The following is a 19,793-nucleotide window of genomic DNA, read 5'->3' on the forward strand; positions in this document are numbered from 1 at the left end:
TGACGCAACCTCGGACCGGCCGACAGTCGGAGCTACATCCGTCAAGCGAAAGTAACATCCTCAGGTGAGGCAATACGTCGTGTCAGGTTTTGCAGCCGAAGCATCAAGCTCGGACTTTGTCGTCACCACCTGATAGCCGGCATCGCGAAAGCGTGCGATGTAATCGATGTCGTCCTTGCGCTTCCCGGCCGCTGCTTGCGGCAGGAAATTCGCGCTGCCACCTCCCATCAGGATGTCGGGCTTTGCCGCAAAGAGCTGCGCGACGATTTCATCATAGGCGGCGCGGCGGCGGGTATGCGCGACCATTGCCGCCGGCGTGGCATCCTCGACTTCGGTATTGGTGACGATCCCGATGCCCAGGCCAAGCCGCCGCTTCGCGACGCTGGTGATGGTTTCGACCTTGGGATCATCGAACGGGCTTATGGAGCGATCGGCGTGGACGCCCAACGCGTTGACGGCGGTCTTATGGCCCGTGGCGTAGGCACTGGCCGCATTCGCCGAATCGGTGATGATCGAATCGGAGCCCGCAGTCGCAACCAGCGCCATATGCGGCATGTCGTCGATAGCAAGCTTGCCGAGGCTTTTGCCTTCCGCAATTCCCTTCGAGAGCATACGCGCCGCAACCCGATGCGCCGGCGACAATCCATCGCCGATGAACAGGATCACATTCTTGGCCTTGCGCGGTCTGGTATCGTAAACTGACCACACGACCGTGCGGCTGCGCGCGCCGTCGCTGACTTCCACCTTCACGCTTCCAGGCTTGGTCAATGCGACGTCGCGAACGATCAGGGCCGACTGTTCCTTGCCATCTTCGCGCTCCACGAAGGTGCCGGCCTGACCGAACGCCGCGGAATAATCCGCGCCGTTCACCGTGACTTTCACGTTCGCCGGATCGACGCGATCGGGAAACTCGACCTTGAAGTCGAAATGAGCGCCGGCGAGGATGTCGGCGCGGTCGATCGGATAGATCGCCTGCGCGAGCGTTGGCGATCCCGATAACAGGACGAGGAGAGCGGCACCGGCAAATGGCTTGATCATGATTTGTGCCCCACAATTGTTCGCCCGCGCCGGACGGTTGCAATTCGGAAGGTCACGGGCGCGCAGGCGACAAGACTAGCCGCGCCGAATGACGCGTCCATTACACATCGAGCCTGGGAGCCGGCGATGGATCGTCGCAGTCCGTAGCCCGATGGAGCCAACGGGTCGCGCGAACGCGCGCCCGATGACAGGCTCCGCGTAATCCGGGCTACAAGGCTACTGCGCTCACGCGCCTCAGCTCTTGTCGCTATCGAGCCTGAGGATGTTGGAGCCTTCGCCGAGTGACAGCAGGCCTGTCTCTGCGTAGAGATCCAGCTTGGCGCGGGTATCGGTGATGTCGAGATTGCGCATTGTGAGCTGGCCGATGCGGTCCGCCGGCGTGAACGCCGCATCCTCCACCTTCTCCATGCTCAGCCGCTCCGGCTGATAGCTCAGGTTCGGGCTCTCGGTGTTCAGGATCGAGTAGTCGTTGCCGCGGCGCAGCTCGAGCGTCACCTCGCCGGTGATGGCGCGAGCCACCCAACGCTGGGCGGTTTCGCGCAACATGAGGGCTTGGGAATCGAACCACCGTCCCTGGTAGAGCAGCCGGCCAAGGCGCAGGCCGTTGATCCGGTATTGCTCGATGGTGTCTTCGTTGTGGATGCCGGTAATCAGGCGCTCGTAGGCGATGTGCAGCAGAGCCATGCCGGGAGCCTCGTAGATGCCGCGGCTCTTTGCCTCGATGATCCGGTTCTCGATCTGGTCGCTCATGCCAAGACCATGCCGACCGCCGATGGCGTTGGCCTCGAGGAACAGCGCGACGGGATCGGGGAAAGTCTGGCCGTTCAGCGCGACGGGCTGGCCTTCCTCAAAACGCACGGTGACCTGCTCGGCCCTGACGACATAATCGTCGCGCCAGAACGGCACGCCCATGATCGGATTGACGATCTTGATGCCGCTTTGCAGGCTCTCGAGATCCTTGGCCTCGTGGGTTGCACCGAGGAGATTGCTGTCGGTCGAATACGCCTTCTCGGCGCTCATCTTGTAGGCGAACCCTTGCGCGGTCATGAACACCGACATTTCCGCGCGGCCGCCGAGCTCGTCGATGAACTGCTGGTCGAGCCAGGGCTTGTAGATCTTCAGGTTCGAATTGGTCAGCAGGCCGTAGCGATAGAACCGCTCGATATCGTTGCCCTTGAAGGTGGAGCCATCACCCCAAATGTTGACACCGTCCTCCTTCATGGCCGAGACCAGCATGGTGCCAGTCACGGCGCGACCGAGCGGCGTCGTGTTGAAATAGGTGGCGCCGCCGGTCGAGATGTGGAAGGCGCCGGATTGGATGGCGGCAATGCCTTCGTGGACCAATTGCGTGCGGCAATCCACGAGGCGGGCTTTCTCGGCGCCGAACTCCATGGCCTTGCGCGGAATCTCGTTGTAGTCGGACTCGTCGGGCTGGCCCAGGTTCGCGGTGTAGGCAAAGACGCGGGCGCCTTTCTGCTTCATCCACAATAGCGCTGCGCTGGTGTCGAGACCGCCCGAGAAAGCGATGCCGACTTTTTCGCCCTTGGGCAGGCTTTTCAAGATCGTACTCATGGAGCGTCCAATCGGTCGTAAAGTCGTTTGCTGTTAAGTTGCGCGAATATCAAATTTCACGCTGGTGGGCACGCGATTATTGGCGACTGGCCTTTATGAAGCCGACGGCCTGGGGTCCGTTTCGCGCCGGCGCCACCGCCGAGCGAACCGGGTCAGTGCGGCGTCGACCTGGGCATCCGTTAGCCGCGTCGACGGCCAGCGGTAGATCATGGCATAGGCGAGCCAGATCACCAGGTAGGTCACGATGCCGGCAATCGCGACATCGGTGAAGAAGTGGCCGCCGAAGGCCATCCGCAGCGCGCTGGTGGCGATGCCGAACACGGTCGCCGCCCCAAACGCCACGACGCGCCATTGCGGCGGCGCCAGCGCTGCCGGCGCATAGGTCCAGAACGCGGTCGCACCCTCGCCGGAGAAGAACGAGCAGTTACGGCCGCAGGTGCCACGCGGATCCCACCACGGCACGAAGCTCTTGTCGCCGGCGAACTCGGTCACCGCCACCGGTCGCGGCCGGCCCCAATAGGTCTTGAAAGTGAAGTTGGTGAGGATGCCGGCGGAGAGCAGCAGCGTCACCAGGAGAAACGTCGCGGCGCGGCCCGAGATCAGCATCGGCCGGTCGGGCCTGATCATTTTGACGACGAACGCAGCGATCGCGGGCAGCGCGAATCCCCAGGCAATCCACATCGCCGCATCGCGCGCAAATGACGCGACGGCGTTCAGCTTCAACGGAAAGGTTTTTTGCGCGGCATCGTAGAACAGCGCGCCGAGCTTCAGGTCGAGTTCGGGAAAGAGCCCGAACAATAGCCCGATCACGACCGCAAGCCCCAGCGCGATGAAAAGTCCGGTCCGGTTCATGGCGCGCGGTTTAGCCGAGGCGATGGGGTATTGAAACCCTTTGCCGTCGTCATTCCGGGACGATACGAAGCATCGAACCCGGAATCTCGAGATTCCGGGTTCGGCTCTTTGAGCCGCCCCGGAACGACAGGGACAAATCTCACGGCTGCGGCCGGGATTGTGACGGCAGTGGCGGGGGCGGCGGCAATTTGCGCGGCGGCTCGCGCCAGGCGCCGGCGGTGCGGCCCGCAATCAGCCAGTACACCAGACCCGCGACGATGCCGGCGCCGGTCATGATCTCGAGATGGCGATGCACGATGCCCTCGAACTGGAACGTATCGGGGTCGAACGGAACCAGGCCAAGATAGCAGCCGGCCCCGACGATCGCGCCGCCGATCGCATAGGTCAGCGCGCCCCGGACATTGAAGGCTTCCGTGATCAGCACCACGATCAGCGCCGGCAACAGCGCGAATCCGGAAATGAAGATGAAGCCGAAGCCGAGCACGATGTTGATGGCGTTCTGATCGATCTGACCGGTGCCGATATCGCTGAATTCGGGATAAAGCACCGCCACGACGATGATCATTCCCGCCACCAGGCAGGAGGCCAGGAAGGCGAACAGGATCAGGAAGACGCGGCCGATCAGTGCCATGCTATTGCGCCGTCATTGCGAGGAGCGCAAGCGACGAAGCAATCCATGTCTCAGCAAGCGGAGGAATGGATTGCTTCGCGGAGCCTGTCATCGGGCGGCGCATTCGCGCCGACCCGGTGGCTCGCAATGACGGACTGCATGCCCACAAAATCATCAATCCGTCATCGCCATCGCGCGCAGCGCCTGGCGCTCGCGGGCGGAGAGTTTCTCCGTCTCCGATTTCAACTGGCCGCAGGCGGCGAGGATGTCGCGGCCGCGCGGGGTACGCACCGGCGAGGAATAGCCGGCGTTGAAGATATATTCGGAGAATTTCTCGATCTGCTCCCAGTCCGAGCATTCGTAACGCGTGCCCGGCCAGGGATTGAACGGGATCAGGTTGATCTTCGCCGGAATGCCCTTCAGCAGCTTCACCAGCAGCTTGGCGTCATCGAGCGAATCATTGACGCCCTTCAGCATCACATATTCGAAGGTGATGCGCCGCGCGTTGGAGGCGCCGGGATAGTCGCGGCAAGCCTGCAGCAATTCTTGAATCGGAAATTTGCGGTTGAGCGGCACCAATTCGTTGCGCAACTCGTCGCGCACGGCATGCAGCGAGATCGCGAGCATGACGCCGATCTCCTCGCCGGTGCGGATGATGTTCGGCACCACGCCCGAGGTCGACAGCGTGATGCGGCGGCGGGAGATGCCGATGCCTTCATTATCCGCAACGATGAGCAGCGCATCGCGCACCGCATCGAAATTGTAGAGCGGCTCGCCCATGCCCATCATCACGACGTTGGTGACCAGGCGATTGCCGTTCTCGCGGTCGGCCCAATCATTGAGGCGATCGCGGGCCACCATCACCTGGCCGACGATCTCGCCGGCGGTGAGGTTACGCACCAGGCGCTGCGTGCCGGTGTGGCAGAAGGCGCAATTCAGCGTGCAGCCGACCTGCGAGGAGACGCAGAGCGTGCCGCGGTCGGTCTCGGGGATATAGACGCATTCGACCTCATGCGGCTTCTCGAGCCGATCGCCGCTCGGCAGCCGCAACAGCCATTTGCGGGTGCCGTCGCTCGAGATCTGCTCGGCGACCACTTCGGGCCGGTCGACAGTAAAGTGCTTTTCCAGCTCGCTGCGCATGTCCTTCGAGACGTTGGTCATCTCGGCAAAGCTGTTGGCGCCGCGGAAATAGATCCAGTGCCAGAGCTGCTGGGTGCGCATCTTGCGTTGCGAGGCCGGCACGCCGATCTCGCCGAGGCGCTCGGTGATCTCCGCGCGCGACAGCCCGATCAGCGACGGCTTGGCCGGCGGCACGTAGGTCTCGAGCGGAACTTTCTCCACGAGCGCGGTGCTAGCGCGATCGCTCTGGCTGGTGAGGGTGTCGGTCATGGAACATCAAATAGGCCTTCCAGCAGGCGCTGGAAAGGCATGAATGCCGCTGTTTCCGAATGAACTAGCGCCTGCAGTCCTGCGCCAGCCGATCGAGCGCCTGCGACAGGCCCTTGAGCGAAAATGTGTCCGTCGTCTCGGTGCCCTTGGCCGAGACGCCCTTCACGGTGAGGTCCGCGGCCTTGCGCATGGCCTCGACCATGCGCTCTTCTTCCGCGGCGTTCTTGATCCAGAGCCCGTCGCCCTGGGTGTACATCGCATACGACCCGCCGCCGACTTCGAGTGTCGATTCCGAGCCGGGCTTCAGCGTGTAGCCGATCATGATCGAGACTTCGTTGACGACTTTTTCCGCTGGACGGGTCGAGACGAAGGCGTAGGCCGGATCGCGCGGGCGATTCGGCGGATTGGTTTTCGACGACGACGGTTTTGCCAGCGCAAAACACACCTTCTTGCCGTTCGGAGCCGCCGTGTAGGCGCCCCAGGTGCCGAACTGGCCGATCAGCGTCGGTTCGGCGCCACCGGCGGCAGCCGTCGCAGCAGCCTCCGGCTTGGCCGGGGCCGCAGACTTCGCCGCGCCCTTGGTGGCTGCTTTGGGGGAACCGCCCTGCGCCACGGCAAGGGAGGTCGTCCCGCAAAGCAGGGCGCTTGCAACCAGAGATGTCAGTATTTGCCGCACGGACAACTGGTTCCCCTATCATTGTGACTGGAAGATGGCCCAACCGGCGTCGTCCCCGGCGCGATGCAATAGCCGGAAAAGGCCTTTTTGGGAAGGTAGTTAGGGGAGTGGCGCGCGGTTCCGCCGCATTAACTTTTGGCACGCGAGGCGCGCTGCTGTTCCCACTGCGCGTCGGTCCATTGCAGGAGATCCTCGGCCCCGGAACTGCGCAAATGCGCGCCGCCGTCCTGCACCACCATCTCGCCATTGATATAGCTGGCCTGGTCGGAGATCAGGAAACTCGCGAGGTTGGCGAGCTCGCCGTGCTCGCCCGGACGGCCCAACGGGTTGCGGTACGCCCAGCCCTCCTCGCGCCCTTCGGGCCGGAGCTGGCCGGTCGCACCCGGCGTCGGGAATGCGCCCGGCGCGATCGCGACGGCGCGGATGCCCTTCGGCCCCCATTCCACCGCAAGGCTCTTGGTCATCGCCAGCACGGCCGACTTCGCCATCGCCGACGGCACGGTGAAGGCGCGCCCGGTGATCGTCGAGGTGGAGAGGATCGAGAGGATGACGCCTTTGTGCCTGCCCTCGATCCACCGCTTGCCCGCGGCGAGGGTGCAATACATCGTGCCGTGCAGCGTCGGCGCCAGGATCGCGTCCGCGGCGCGGAATGAGAGATGCTCGGTCTGCGCGATGAAGGTCGCCGCAGCGTTGTTGACGAGCACGTCGATCGGCGCCTCGCGCCAGATCGTGTCCATCATCGCATCCACCGCTGCGCCATCGCGGATGTCGCATGTGATCGTCGCAACCTTGGCGCCGAGATCGTCGCGCAATCTCGTCGCCGTCTGCTGCAGTAATTCCGTTTTGCGGCCGCAGATCACAAGTTCGGCGCCGAGCTCGGCGAAGCGTCGTCCCATCGCGGCGCCAAGACCGGAGCCGCCGCCGGTGACGAGGATCCGCTTGTGCGCGAGCAGGCTCTTTTCAAACATTGTTTGATCCCTCCGCATTGTATTGTCGCCCGGCTTCAAATCCGGCATGAAGCGAGCAGCCTTTCTGCGTCCGAAAATCAGGTGTGTCCATGAAAGCCATTCTCTGCACGCAATATTGCCAACCCGACGATCTCGTGCTGGCTGACGTGCCCGATCCCGTGGCCGGACCGGGCGAAGCGGTGATCGTGATCAAGGCCGCGGCTTTGAACTTCTTCGATATCCTGATGATCCAGGGCAAGTACCAGATCAAGCCGCCGTTCCCGTTCTCGCCCGCGGCGGAGGTCGCCGGCGTGATCGAGAGCGTCGGCGCTGGAGTGACCGACCTCAAGGTCGGCGATCGCGTGGTTGCCTCCTGCGGCCACAATGGCGCGCGCGAGAAGATCGCGCTGCCGGCGAATTCGATCGTGAAGATTCCCGACAATCTCGATTTCGATCGCGCCGCCGGGATCATCATCATCTACGGAACCGCGCTGCATGCGCTGGAAGATCGCGCAAACCCGAAGCCGGGCGAGACGCTGGCCGTGCTGGGCGCCGCCGGCGGCACGGGGCTTGCGGCCTGCGAGCTCGGCAGACTGATGGGCCTGAAGGTGATCGCCTGCGCTTCCTCGGACGAGAAGCTTGAGTTCGCCAAGCAGCACGGCGCCGAGCTGACGCTCAACTACGCCAAGGAAGATCTGAAAGACGGCCTGAAGGCGCTGACCGGCGGCAAGGGCGTCGACATCATCTTCGATCCCGTCGGCGGGACCTACGCCGAAGCCGCGCTCCGCGCCATCGCGTGGGAAGGCCGCTTTCTCGTCATCGGCTTTGCCGCCGGTGACATTCCGAAGATGCCGCTGAACCTCGCGCTGCTCAAAGGCTGCGACATCCGCGGCGTGTTCTGGGGCGCATGGACGCGGCTCAACCCCGAAAAGAACCGCAAGAACCTGCAGAAGCTCGTGCAGTGGACCGCCGAAGGAAAGATCTCTTCGCATGTCGACCGCACCTTCCCGCTGTCGCAAACGGCCGAAGCACTGAAGGTGCTCGCCGGCCGTAAGGCGATGGGCAAGGTGATCCTGCATCCGTGAACAGACGGCATGCGCCGTAAAATAAAAAGAAGATTTCACACGCCTGAGTTGTAGCGCCGGGCAGGTGCGGCGCTTCCACTTATGGATTCGCGCGCACTTACCTGAGTGGCTCGAATGCGCTTACCTATGTGAATAGATTGAGCGAGTCGGGTTCCGAATACGGAACTTATTCCCAAAGCGCCCAATTTTAATCCAGTGAATTGGGCATTTTTGCCCTAATCAAACCAAAATAAGTCCCAATTCGCTCTGATCAGGGCCGTTTTTTGGGCTCATTCGCAGTGCGTAAGTTCCCGTTAGCGGGCACTCGGGGAACGTCGACAACAAGCAAGAGACAACCAGGGATGCCCGTGCGTTGCGTATTGTGTAACGGGAAGCGTCAACATGGTGGATATTTCAGGACGCATGACGCCGAGGCAGGCGCATGACGCGGATTTCGACGATCCTGAGCTAGCAGAGTATCGCTACCAGCGGTCGCATCGAGCAGATACCGACATCGACAGAGACGAACCCGCTCCGCTGTTCCTTTCATACCCTCTCGACGAGGACAGCGGTGCGAAATACCAACGAGGTTCCCTTGAACGCTCGCTTGGCCGCTCTTTGCTCACGAGCGGTCTTCTCATCGCTGCCGCTGCGGCGGCCGCTGTTTTGCTGGTTTCCCTTGATGTCACACGCGACACCATGGTCGCCGCCAAGACGTGGCTGCTGGGCACTTCGCAGGTGCATGCGCGAACCGTCATAGCAGCACTCCCGCAACCCGTGAGCGAGCCGGTACCGCCGCCGCCAACCAAGGCAGCTCCGCCGTCGCGCGAGCAGATCACGGCGGCCTATCAGGAGGCGATCAAGGGCGGCCAGGTTGTGGTCGGGCCATCACCATCTGTCTCTGCCACTCCACCAGCACCGTCTGCCGCTCCACCCGCGCCGTCGGCAGCGCCACAAGCGGCACCGCCCGCTACGCCGCAGGCAAGACAGGTCAGTCCCGACGAGCTCAGCGCCCTCATGAAGCGGGCGAACAGCCTGCTTGCGATCGGCGATATCCCAGCCGCACGGCTGCTGCTCGAACGCGCCGCCGATGCGCAGGAAGCCGACGCGGCGCTGCTGCTGGCGCGGACCTACGATCCCCTGGTGCTGGGAACGAAGGATGCGCGCGCGATCACGCCCGATCCGGCTCAGGCGCGGATCTGGTACCGCCGGGCGGCCGAGCTTGGCTCGCAGCACGCCCAGCAACGTCTCACACAAATGCAAGACTGAACCTTTTTGGGGTAACACATGCGACGCTTGTTTGGAGTGGCGTTATTCGCCCTGACGATGATTTGCGGCCCGGCAGTACGGGCCGAGGAAACCGAATATGACCCGGCCAAGGTCAGCGACAGCCTGAGAGCCATCTTCCAGTTCGGCTCGGTCGCCACCAAGCAGAGCCTGAACGCCAACACGGTGACGTTGATCACGGGTACGATCGGCGGCACCTACGTCCAGTTCGGCGCCGACCTCGCTTCCGTGCTCGACGACGGCAACAAGTTGCGCGTACTGCCGATCGTCGGGCGCGGTTCGGTGCAGAGCGTCGCCGACATCCTGTTCCTGCAGGGCGTCGATCTCGGCATCGTCCGCGCCGACACGCTCGACTATCTCGAACGGAAGGGCTTTGCGAAGGACATCAAGAAGCAGTTCGCCTATGTGACCAAGCTCTACAACGAAGAGATGCATGTCGTCGCGCCGAAGACGATCAAGAGTTTGAAGGATCTCGAGGGCAGGATCGTCAGCGTCGACCTGCCCAATGGCGGCACCTTTGTCACCGCACTGACGGTGTTCGAGCGGCTCGGGATGAAGGCGAAGTTCGTCTATATCGAGCAGCGCATCGCGATGGAGAAGTTGAAGGCCGGTGAAATCGACGCCGTGATCGTGACCGGAGGCAAGCCCTACAAGTCGGTCAGCACATTCAACAATGATGGCCGCTTCCACCTCGTCACCGTCAACTATGACAAGCCGCTGCAGAACGACTATCTGCCGGCGACGCTCATCTCAAAGGACTATCCGAACCTGATTTCGGATCAGGAGCGCGTCGACACCATCGCCGTTCCCGCCGTGCTCGCGGCCTATAACTGGGCGCCGAACACGGAACGCTCGCGCAAGCTGGCGCTGTTCGTGGATGCTTTCTTCACGAAATTCCCGACCTTCCAGAACCCGCCGTTCCATCCGAAATGGAAGGAGGTCTCGCTGGCCGCGCCGCTGCCCGACTGGACCCGGCTGCCGGCGGCCAAGCAATGGCTTGAGAAGCACAGCGTGGAAGCCGTGACGCGCAGTCGCTTCGACGAGTTCCTGAAGCAATCGCCGGCCGCAGCCAAGCTGCAGACGGACTCCGACAAGGAGGCGCTGTTCAAGCAGTTCCAGGCATGGGAAGCGGAGAACACCGCCCGCGCGCAGGTGCGCACGGGCGAGAAGCGCTAGATCTACGACTCCTCCGCCGTCTCGATGCCGCGCTTCAGCGCAGCACGGGCGGCTTCGCGGTGCTCCGGCGTGATGTGGCTTGCGACCACGCGGATCGCGGTCGCCAGGATCGCGGCATCATCGGTGAAGCCGAGAATCGGCATCACGTCCGGCACGAAGTCGAACGGCAGGATGAAATAGGCGATGGCGCCGAGCAGCGCCGCCTGCACATGGCGCGGCGTCTCCTTGTCGAAAGCACAATAATAGGCCGCCAGCAGGTCTTCGGCGAAAGGCAGTTTCGCCACCACCCGCTTCAGCTTGATCCAGAAACGCCGTCGCACGCTCTCGCGGTCCTGCGCCAGCCGATCGGCCGGCTCGAAACCGACAGTGTGTTCGGATGATGTCATCGGAAGAAGCTCCCTCGGACCACAGCCCGCCAAGCGGTCCCGCGATCCCTGACGCAAAAGGTGGGGACCTCCCGCCTGCCCTGCAAGATCGTCCAAGGAGAAGTCGCCTCTCTCAGCCAGCCTGCTTGGCGATCGCCTCCATAGCCCTGGCCAATTCGATGTCGCGCGCCGTGACGCCGCCGGCGTCATGGGTTGCAAGCACCACATCGACCGTCTTGTAGACGTTCCTCCATTCCGGGTGATGGTCGCGCTTCTCCGCGATCAGCGCGACGCGCGTCATGAAGCCGAAGGCCTCGTTGAAATCCCTGAACGTGAAAGTCTTGGCGATCGCCTCACGTCCCGGCACCTCGGACCAGCCGGATAGTTCCTTCAGCGCAGATTTCCGCGCCTCCGCCGACAACCGTCCTGCCATGGCAAACCTCCATCTCGCTCGCTCACACCCTAACACCGGCAGCCATCAGCGGGATCCATGCTCACGACGCGGCCGCAAAGCGTGTCCTATCGCCGCTGGTAACCATGACGGGATTGTAACCTAGGCGCTGCCGGAATTTTGTTACAATGCGGAGGATAAACGCGTCGGCAGGATGACCCAGAACCTCAAACGGCTGTTTGCGCGATCGATGACCGAGCCTGACTTCGTCGCCGCTCCAGCTTCGCCGCCGCGTTCGGCGCGGCGTCGGCTGAGTTTCGTGATGATCGCCGGCGCGCTTGCCATCATTGGCGCACTGGCCGCCGGCTATTACTTCGCGATGCGGCCGGTGAACCTCAGAATCGCGGTCGGCCCCACCAACAGCGACGACCTCAAGGTGGTCCAGGCGCTGGCCCAAGCCTACAACCAGGGCAACAGCCAAATCCGCCTGCGTCTTCTGCAGACCGACGGCGCGGTGGCCAGCGCCGAGGCGTTGGCCGACGGCAAGGCCGACCTCGCCATTATCCGCGGCGATCTGGATGTCCCCAGGAATGCGCAGGCGGTGGCGACGCTGCGCAAGAATGTCGTGGCGATCTGGGTGCCGCCGCAGGGCAAAGGCAGGGGCAGGAAAGCCGCGCCAAAAATCACCAAGATCGCGCAGCTCGCCGGCCACCGCGTCGGTGTCGTCGGCCGCACGCCCGCCAACGTCAACCTCCTGAAGGTGATCCTGCAGCAATATGGCGTCGACCCCGCCAAGGTCGAGATCGTCCAGTTTTCCGCCAATGAGACGGCCGAGGCGATCAAGAGCCAGAAAGCGGACGCCTATCTCGCCGCCGGACCCGTCAACAGCAAGATCACGACCGATGCGATCGCAGCCTCGACCCGCGGCACGCCGACCTTCCTCGCCATCGACGCGGCGGAAGCGATCGCGCAGAACCATCCCGCCTATGAAGCCTCGCAAATCCCCGCCGGCTCGCTCGGCGGCGTCGACCGGCCTGCGGACGAGGTCAAGACCATCAGCTTCTCGCACCATATCGTGGCGCGCAGGGGCATTTCCGAATCCACCATCGCCATCTTCACCCGGCAGCTCTTCTCGATCGGGCAATCGCTGAAGAACGATTTCCCGCCGGCTGCCAGGATCGAGACACCGGACACCGACAAGGACGCCACGATTCCCGTGCATCCTGGGGCTGCGGCTTTCGTCGATGGCGACGAGAAGACCTTCCTCGACCGCTACAGCGATTACATCTGGTGGGGACTGATGCTGGTGTCCGCGATGGGTTCGGCCGGCGCCTGGTTTGCCGGTTACCTGAAAAAGGACGAACGCAGCATCAACACCTCGCAGCGCGACCGGCTGCTCGACATGCTCGCCGCCGCACGCCACAGCGACTCGATGGAAGAGCTCGACCAGATGCAGGCGGAAGCCGACAACATCCTGCGCGATGCGCTCGCATGCTACGAGCACGGCACAATCGAGGAAGGCACGCTGACCGCCTTCAACATCGCGCTCGAGCAGTTCCACAACGCCGTCACCGACCGCAAGCTGCTGTTGATCAGCATGCCGCAACACCTGCAGCGCGCCAGCGCGCAATTCCGCGCGGCAGGGACCGCTTAGCCAAGGCGGGATACTCGACGCCCCGTCATTCCGGGATGCGCCGAAGGCGCAGGCCCGGAATCCATCGGGCCGCGAACGACGTGGATGAATGGATTCCGGGCTCACGCTTCGCGTGCCCCGGAATGACGGCTAGGAGCCGTAATCGCTTCGTCATAGAATCCTTCTAGGTCTGTTGCGACATTTCGGCGCATCCGGCGCCGGGCCGACGGAGGCTTGCCATGACGATCAGGATTTCCCGCCGAAAATTCCTCTCTTCAGCCGCGGCTGGCGCCGGCGTCATCGCGATGCCCCACCTGTCCCGCGCCGCTGACCGGCCGGCCGTCACCCATGGCGTGCAGTCCGGCGATGTCGGGGTTGACGGCGGCGTGGTCTGGGCGCGCGCCGACCGGCCGTCGCAGATGATGGTCGAGGTCGCAACCACCGAATCCTTCAAGGACGCGCGCGCGCTGCCGCCGATCGCGGCGCTGCCCGAAAGCGATTTCACCGCCAAGATGCTGCTGGAAAACCTGCCCTCGGGCCAGGACATCTTCTACCGCGTCCGCTTCCGCGACCTTGCCCATGTCAACGTCACCGGCGAGCCCGTGGTCGGCCGCTTCCGCACCGCGCCCGCCGACCGGCGCGATGTCACTTTTGTTTGGGGCGGCGACGTCGCCGGCCAGGGCTGGGGCATCAATCCCGACGACGGCGGCATGTTCACCTTCGCCACCATGGGCAAATACAAGCCGGATTTCTTCCTGCATTCCGGCGACACCATCTATGCCGACGGCGTCATTCCGTCCGAGGTGAAGCTCGCCGACGGCAAGCTGTGGAAGAACCTCACCATCCCGGAGAAGGCCAAGGTCGCCGAGACGCTCGACGAATACCGCGCGGCGCACAAGTACAACCTGCTCGACGAGCATGTGCGCGCGTTCAATGCGGAAGTGCCGATCTTCGTGCAGTGGGACGACCACGAGGTCACCAACAACTGGTCACTGTCAAAACAGCTTCCTGCCGCCTACAAGGAGCGCGACATCAACGTGCTGGCGGCGCGCGCCTTCCACGAGATGTATCCGATGCGCGAAAGCATCGTCGAGCCGGGGCGCGTCTATCGTACGCTGAGCTACGGACCGCATCTGGACGTGTTCATGCTGGATGAGCGCAGCTATCGCGGACCCAACGGTCCGAACCAGCAGACCAGCTATGGCCCCGATGCCTATTTCCTCGGCCCGGACCAGCTCGCCTGGCTGAAGCGCGGACTGCTCAACTCGCGCGCCACCTGGAAGGTGATCGCCTCCGACATGCCGCTCAGCCTCATCGTCTATGACGATGCGGCCAACAGCAAGGGCTCCGAAGCGTTCGCGCAAGGAGACGGCCCGCCGCGCGGCCGCGAACTCGAGATCGCCGAGATCCTGCGTTTCATCAAGACCGCCGGGATCGTCAACACCGTCTGGCTCACGGCGGATGTGCACTACGCCGCCGCGCACTACTACAATCCGAACAAGGCGCAGTTCCAGGACTTCGATCCGTTCTGGGAATTCGTCTCCGGCCCGCTGCATGCCGGCACGTTCGGCCCCAACGAGCTCGACAACACGTTTGGACCCGAGGTGAAGTTCATCAAGGCGCCCGGCGCCGACAAGCAGAACCTGCCGCCATCGGCGGGCATGCAGTTCTTCGGCCACGTCAAGATCGACGGCGCAACCGGACAGATGACAGTAACCTTGCGCGACCGCGCCGACGTCGCGCTGTGGTCAACCACGCTCGACCCGAAGCCGGTGTAGGAAGGCTGCCTGTAGCCCGGATGGAGCGCAGCGAAATCCGGGACGGTCCATCGGCGAACTCGAGACCCCGGATTGCGCTGCGCTCCATCCGGGCTACAGATCTTAGACCCGCCTTCGCAGTGCTGCTTCCAGCGCTTCGCTTGAGCACGGCTTGACCAGGCGCGGCTTGTCGGCCAGCGCGGCGGGAAGGCGGACATCGGCGCCATAGCCGGTGACGAAGACATAGGGGATCTGTAGCGCGCCGAGCTCTTCGGCGAGCGCAAAGGTGTTCTCGCGGGCCAGCACGACATCCAGCAGCGCGAAGTCGGGCCGGCGATAGGCGATGATCTGAAGCGCTCGCGCGACGCTGGTCGCCGTCCGCACCGTCTTCACCCCAAAGCCGAGGATCGTGTCCTCGAAATCGAGGGCGATGATCGGATCATCCTCGACGATCAACACGTCGGAGGGCATGCCGTTGAAGAGGGCGGGTTCCATGAGCGTGCCAAGTCCTGTGTTGAAGGTCCTGTCTTGAAGGATTGATCTGATCGCCGGTGATGAGCCGGCCATCGGCACGCTGCCGGCGCGTCGCCCAAGCACACCGGCGGTTCCCTTATCGAAACGCACCACACCGGGATCCCGTCGTCTGTTCACTTGTGCACACAACAGGAGGAACGGGTTGACTATCGTCGCGGTTGGTGAGGGGGAGACCCGATGCTTCAACAACGCAGCCAACCGGACAGAGCAGACCGGCCCTTTAACAACCTGTTGCGCCGTCTGAGCGACGCCGATTATGGGCTGATCGCACCGCACCTCGCGCGCGCCGAGGCCAACGCCAACGACCTGCTTTACAACCCCGGCGACGACGTCGAGACTGTGTATTTTCCCTGCGGGCCCGGCCTCGTCTCCTACCTCGTGACCAACGAGGACGGCCGCGACGTCGAGACCATTCTGGTCGGCCGCGAAGGTGCTGTCGGTGGCGTCGTCAGCCAGGGATTTCTTCCCGCCTATACCCGCATCATCGTCAAATTCGGCGGGCCGTTCGTGCGGATGACGGTCGGCAGGCTGGAAGCGGCCAAGCTGAAATCGCCCTCGATCCGCAACGTGTTCGCGCGCTATGCCGATTGCATGCTGGCGCAGATCTTCCAGTCGACGGCCTGTAACGCAATCCACTCGATCGAGCAGCGCACCGCCAAATGGATCATCTCGGCGATGGAGCGCACCAATGGCAACGGCGCCGTGCCGCTCACGCATGAGCAGCTCGCCACCCTGCTGGGGGTGGGCCGCAGCTATGCCAGCCGCGTGATTCAGTCCTTCAAGGCCGAGGGCGTGCTGGAGACGCGCCGCGGCGCGATTCTGGTCCGCAACCTCGATGTCCTGCGGCTCCGCTCCTGCCTGTGCAACGAGGCCGTCAAGGACCACTTTGAGGAGGTGCTCCGCGGCGTCTATCCGAGCAAGGAAGAGGAAACCGGATAGCGGGATCCCGGTAAGATATCGGCGGTTGCCGGAACAACCGGCAGGGTTCGAAAAACGGCCGGTAACCGGCAAACAACGCATTGTTTTTTGACGGTTTCTGACTATATTGCGCCGCAAACGCGCAAGCTTTGCCCGGTCCCTTTTGGCCGGGCTTGCTTTTTGAGGCGAACCGCGCCCCGCGAGATTTCAACGGCTTGAGTGTGATCCGGACCCGGAGGGGCCGTAGTTGCTAAAGATCGATCCCGGCTTTCCGGCGAGATCGCTCAAGACCTGTGCATGACCGAAAAGCAGAGCCATGAATCTTCGTAACGTCGCCATCATCGCCCACGTCGACCACGGCAAGACCACGCTGGTGGACCGCCTGCTGCAGCAATCCGGTACGTTCCGCGAGAACCAGAAGGTCGCCGAACGCGCCATGGATTCCAACGACCTCGAGCGCGAGCGCGGCATCACCATCCTGGCCAAGGCCGCCTCGGTGCAGTGGAAGGACATCCGCATCAACATCGTCGATACCCCCGGCCACGCCGATTTCGGCGGCGAGGTCGAGCGCATCCTCAACATGGTGGACGGTGCGCTCGTGCTGGTGGACGCCGCCGAAGGCCCGCTGCCGCAGACCAAGTTCGTGGTCTCCAAGGCGCTCAAGGTCGGCTTGAAGCCGATCGTCGTCATCAACAAGGTCGACCGCCCCGACGCGCGCCCAACCGAAGTGATCAACGAGGTTTTCGATCTGTTCGCGGCGCTCGACGCCAGCGAGGAGCAGCTCGATTTCCCGATCCTGTACGGCTCGGCCAAGCAGGGCTGGATGGCGGAGAGCCCCGAAGGCCCGAAGGAAGCGGGCATGCAGCCGCTGTTCGACCTGATCGTGCGGCACGTCGCGCCGCCGAAGGTCGAGGAAGGCCCGTTCCGCATGATCGGCACCATCCTCGAGGCCAATCCCTATCTGGGGCGTATCATCACCGGCCGCATCTCCTCCGGCATCCTCAAGCCGAACCAGGCCGTGAAGGTGTTGAATGCGGAAGGCAAGCTGGTCGAGCAGGGACGCGTGTCAAAGATCCTGGCGTTCCGCGGAATTGAGCGCACACCGCTCGATGAAGCCGAAGCCGGCGACATCGTCGCCATTGCCGGCCTCACCAAGGGCACCGTCGCCGATACGTTCTGCGACCCCACCGTCGAGACGCCACTGCAGGCGCAGCCGATCGATCCGCCGACGGTGTCGATGTCCTTCATCGTCAACAACTCCCCGCTCGCAGGCACCGAGGGCGACAAGGTGACGAGCCGCATGATCCGCGATCGCCTGATGCGCGAGGCCGAAGGCAACGTCGCGCTGCGCGTCACCGAAGCCGCCGACAAGGATTCCATGGAAGTCTCCGGCCGCGGCGAATTGCAACTCGCGATCCTGATCGAGACCATGCGCCGCGAAGGTTTTGAACTCTCGGTGTCGCGTCCGCGCGTCGTGTTCAATAAGGACGAGGCCACGGGCCAGGCGCTGGAGCCGATCGAGGAAGTCGTGATCGACGTCGACGAGGAGCATTCCGGCGTCGTCGTGCAGAAGATGAGCGAGCGCAAGGCCGAGATGATCGAGATGCGCCCCTCCGGCGGCAACAGGTTGCGGCTCGTGTTCTACGCGCCGACCCGCGGCCTGATCGGCTATCAGGGCGAGCTGCTGACTGATACCCGCGGCACCGCGATCATGAACCGCCTGTTCCACGGCTATGCGCCCTACAAGGGCGAGATCCAGGGCCGTCGTAATGGTGTCCTGATCTCCAACGATCAGGGCGAGGCCGTCGCCTATGCCATGTTCAAGTTGGAGGATCGCGGCCCGATGATGATCGAGCCGGGCTGGAAGGTCTACAAGGGCATGATCGTCGGCGAGCACACCCGCGATAACGATCTCGAGATCAATGTGCTGAAGGGCAAGCAGCTCACCAACATCCGCACCACCTCCAAGGACGAAGCGGTGCGCCTGACCCCGCCGATCCGGATGACCCTAGAAAAGGCGCTGGCCTATATCGAGGACGACGAGCTCGTCGAAGTGACGCCGAAGTCGATCCGGCTGCGCAAGAAACACCTCGATCCGAACGACCGCAAGCGCGCCGAAAAGGCCAAGGAAGCGGTAGCGTAAACGTGCGAATAGCGAATGGGGAGTAGCGACTAGGGACGTTTGGCCTCTGGCGGCGTTTCCTATACGCTATTCGCCATTCGCCACTCACTATTCGCTGACTAAATGCTCCTCCCCTCCTCAGTCGACGTCGCCATCATCGGCGCTGGCGCAGCCGGCCTTGGCGCTGCCAATGCGCTGAAGGATTCCGGTCTTTCCACGATCGTGCTGGAAGCGCGCGACCGCGTCGGCGGGAGGGCGCATACGGTTCAGGCCGCGCCCGATGTGGTGTTCGACGTCGGCTGCGGCTGGCTGCATTCAGCGGACAAGAACAGTTTCGTCACCATCGCCGAACAACTGAATTTCGCGATCAACAAGACCTTGCCGCCCTGGCGCGAGCGCGCCTATGGCAAGGCGTTCCCGCAAGCCGATCGCGACGACTTCATCCGTTCGCTCGACGAATTCTATGAGCGCGCCTGGGAAGCTGCGCAAACGGGCGAAGACGCGCCCGCCAGCCGCTATCTCGAGCCGGGCAACCGCTGGAATCCGATGATCGACGCGATCTCCACCTATGTGAACGGCTGCGAGCTCGACCAGGTCTCGATCCTCGACATGGAAGCTTACGAGGACACCAACATCAATTGGCGCGTGCGGCGCGGCTATGGCGCGCTGATCGCCGCCTATGGTGCCTCATGTCCCGTCGCGCTCAACTGCAATGTCACGCTGATCGACCATTCCGGAAAACGCCTGCGCCTCGAAACGTCGCTGGGCACGCTTGCGGCCGACCACGTGATCATGACCGTGCCGACCAATTTGATCGCGCATGAAGCGATCCGCTTCTCGCCGGCGCTGCCGGCAAAGGTCGACGCCGCGCGGGGACTGCCGCTTGGCGTCGACGACAAGGTGGTGCTGGCGCTCGCGGATGCGGACGCCTTTCCGAAGGAAGGCAATTTGCGCGGCGCCAGCATGCGCACGGAGATGGGCACCTATCACATCCGCCCGTTCGGCCAGCCCTGCATCGAAGGCTTTTTCGGCGGCCGGTTTGCAAGAGAGCTGGAAGATGCCGGCGACGGCGCCTTTGCCGCGCACAGCATCGACGAAATCGCGGGCTTCCTCGGCAACGACATCCGGCGCAAGCTGACGCCGCTCACGGAATCCCGCTGGGCGCACGATCCCTTCGCCCGCGGCGCCTATTCGCACGCACTCCCCGGCCATGCAGACAAACGCGCCGTGCTGGCCGCGCCTGTCGATGGACGATTGTTCTTCGCGGGTGAAGCGACCTCGCCGAACTTCTTCTCCACCGCACATGGCGCGCGAGACAGTGGCGAGCGCGCGGCGAAGGAAGTGCTGGCGTCAAAGGCGAAGCGCTAACTGCACACTCCGTCATTGCGAGCGCAGCGAAGCAATCCATTTCACCACCTGCGGAGGCGTGGATTGCTTCGCTGCGCTCGCAATGACGGGAGAG

17 protein-coding genes and 1 pseudogene are annotated in these 19,793 nt (G+C 63.4%); 8 read left to right on the top strand and 10 right to left on the bottom strand.

The window, feature by feature from the left end; genetic code table 11:
- Positions 1–78: 78 nt before the first annotated feature.
- From AAFX91_RS13855 to AAFX91_RS13885, 7 genes and pseudogenes are all read right to left on the bottom strand, one after another.
- Positions 79–1,038, bottom strand: a pseudogene (locus tag AAFX91_RS13855) (alkaline phosphatase); the annotation flags it as partial.
- Between the two features lie 234 nt (positions 1,039–1,272).
- Entirely contained in the window at positions 1,273–2,610 is a 1,338-nt protein-coding gene (argG, locus tag AAFX91_RS13860) for an argininosuccinate synthase (protein ID WP_130581988.1), read from the bottom strand.
- 93 nt (positions 2,611–2,703) lie between these two features.
- Positions 2,704–3,462 carry a phosphatase PAP2 family protein gene (locus tag AAFX91_RS13865; RefSeq protein WP_282531226.1) on the bottom strand — a complete coding sequence of 253 codons (759 nt, stop codon included), beginning with the start codon at positions 3,460–3,462 and terminating at the stop codon, positions 2,704–2,706.
- Between the two features lie 139 nt (positions 3,463–3,601).
- Positions 3,602–4,093, bottom strand: a complete 492-nt coding sequence (locus tag AAFX91_RS13870) for a hypothetical protein (protein ID WP_130581990.1) — start codon at positions 4,091–4,093, stop codon at positions 3,602–3,604.
- A 153-nt stretch (positions 4,094–4,246) separates the two neighbouring features.
- Positions 4,247–5,461, bottom strand: a complete 1,215-nt coding sequence (rlmN, locus tag AAFX91_RS13875; protein WP_130581991.1) for a 23S rRNA (adenine(2503)-C(2))-methyltransferase RlmN — start codon at positions 5,459–5,461, stop codon at positions 4,247–4,249.
- A 64-nt stretch (positions 5,462–5,525) separates the two neighbouring features.
- Positions 5,526–6,143, bottom strand: a complete 618-nt coding sequence (locus AAFX91_RS13880) for an invasion associated locus B family protein (protein ID WP_130581992.1) — start codon at positions 6,141–6,143, stop codon at positions 5,526–5,528.
- Between the two features lie 122 nt (positions 6,144–6,265).
- Positions 6,266–7,105, bottom strand: coding sequence for an SDR family oxidoreductase (locus AAFX91_RS13885; RefSeq protein ID WP_394566853.1), 840 nt, complete (start codon positions 7,103–7,105; stop codon positions 6,266–6,268).
- An 89-nt stretch (positions 7,106–7,194) separates the two neighbouring features.
- Between AAFX91_RS13885 and AAFX91_RS13890 the strand changes: the two genes are divergently transcribed.
- The 3 genes from AAFX91_RS13890 to AAFX91_RS13900 all read left to right on the top strand — a co-directional run bounded on the left by AAFX91_RS13890 (position 7,195) and on the right by AAFX91_RS13900 (position 10,611).
- Positions 7,195–8,169, top strand: coding sequence for an NADPH:quinone oxidoreductase family protein (locus AAFX91_RS13890; RefSeq protein WP_394566854.1), 975 nt, complete (start codon positions 7,195–7,197; stop codon positions 8,167–8,169).
- A gap of 381 nt (positions 8,170–8,550) precedes the next feature.
- Positions 8,551–9,417, top strand: coding sequence for a hypothetical protein (locus tag AAFX91_RS13895; RefSeq protein WP_245476627.1), 867 nt, complete (start codon positions 8,551–8,553; stop codon positions 9,415–9,417).
- Positions 9,418–9,435: 18 nt separating this feature from the next.
- Positions 9,436–10,611 carry a TAXI family TRAP transporter solute-binding subunit gene (locus AAFX91_RS13900; RefSeq protein WP_130581995.1) on the top strand — a complete coding sequence of 392 codons (1,176 nt, stop codon included), beginning with the start codon at positions 9,436–9,438 and terminating at the stop codon, positions 10,609–10,611.
- A 2-nt stretch (positions 10,612–10,613) separates the two neighbouring features.
- On the opposite strand, the gene AAFX91_RS13905 is transcribed toward AAFX91_RS13900, so the two are convergent.
- Together AAFX91_RS13905 and AAFX91_RS13910 are read right to left on the bottom strand one after the other, a co-directional pair.
- A complete protein-coding gene (locus tag AAFX91_RS13905; protein WP_130581996.1) occupies positions 10,614–10,997 on the bottom strand; it encodes a YkvA family protein in 384 nt (127 codons plus the stop codon).
- 112 nt (positions 10,998–11,109) lie between these two features.
- Positions 11,110–11,409, bottom strand: a complete 300-nt coding sequence (locus tag AAFX91_RS13910; RefSeq protein ID WP_208823086.1) for a 4a-hydroxytetrahydrobiopterin dehydratase — start codon at positions 11,407–11,409, stop codon at positions 11,110–11,112.
- Positions 11,410–11,581: 172 nt separating this feature from the next.
- Between AAFX91_RS13910 and AAFX91_RS13915 the strand changes: the two genes are divergently transcribed.
- Both AAFX91_RS13915 and AAFX91_RS13920 read left to right on the top strand, forming a co-directional pair.
- Entirely contained in the window at positions 11,582–13,021 is a 1,440-nt protein-coding gene (locus AAFX91_RS13915) for a TAXI family TRAP transporter solute-binding subunit (protein WP_394566855.1), read from the top strand.
- Between the two features lie 218 nt (positions 13,022–13,239).
- Positions 13,240–14,778 (top strand): alkaline phosphatase D family protein, encoded by a 1,539-nt coding sequence (locus AAFX91_RS13920; protein WP_394566856.1) that lies wholly within the window; start codon positions 13,240–13,242, stop codon positions 14,776–14,778.
- Between the two features lie 102 nt (positions 14,779–14,880).
- Here AAFX91_RS13920 and AAFX91_RS13925 read toward each other — a convergent pair whose 3' ends face one another.
- Positions 14,881–15,252 (bottom strand): response regulator, encoded by a 372-nt coding sequence (locus tag AAFX91_RS13925; protein WP_130583462.1) that lies wholly within the window; start codon positions 15,250–15,252, stop codon positions 14,881–14,883.
- Between the two features lie 216 nt (positions 15,253–15,468).
- Here AAFX91_RS13925 and AAFX91_RS13930 point away from each other — a divergent pair, with 216 nt between their 5' ends.
- The 3 genes from AAFX91_RS13930 (at position 15,469) to AAFX91_RS13940 (ending at position 19,699) form a co-directional block, all read left to right on the top strand.
- Entirely contained in the window at positions 15,469–16,230 is a 762-nt protein-coding gene (locus AAFX91_RS13930; RefSeq protein WP_130583461.1) for a Crp/Fnr family transcriptional regulator, read from the top strand.
- Between the two features lie 295 nt (positions 16,231–16,525).
- Positions 16,526–18,352: a translational GTPase TypA gene (gene typA, locus AAFX91_RS13935; protein ID WP_282531238.1), complete on the top strand. Its 1,827-nt coding sequence runs from the start codon at positions 16,526–16,528 to the stop codon at positions 18,350–18,352.
- 102 nt (positions 18,353–18,454) lie between these two features.
- Positions 18,455–19,699 (top strand): NAD(P)/FAD-dependent oxidoreductase, encoded by a 1,245-nt coding sequence (locus tag AAFX91_RS13940; RefSeq protein ID WP_130583459.1) that lies wholly within the window; start codon positions 18,455–18,457, stop codon positions 19,697–19,699.
- The last annotated feature ends 94 nt before the right edge of the window (positions 19,700–19,793 follow it).

Source organism: Bradyrhizobium sp. 31Argb (assembly GCF_043638955.1).
In the GTDB taxonomy this organism is placed as follows: domain Bacteria; phylum Pseudomonadota; class Alphaproteobacteria; order Rhizobiales; family Xanthobacteraceae; genus Bradyrhizobium.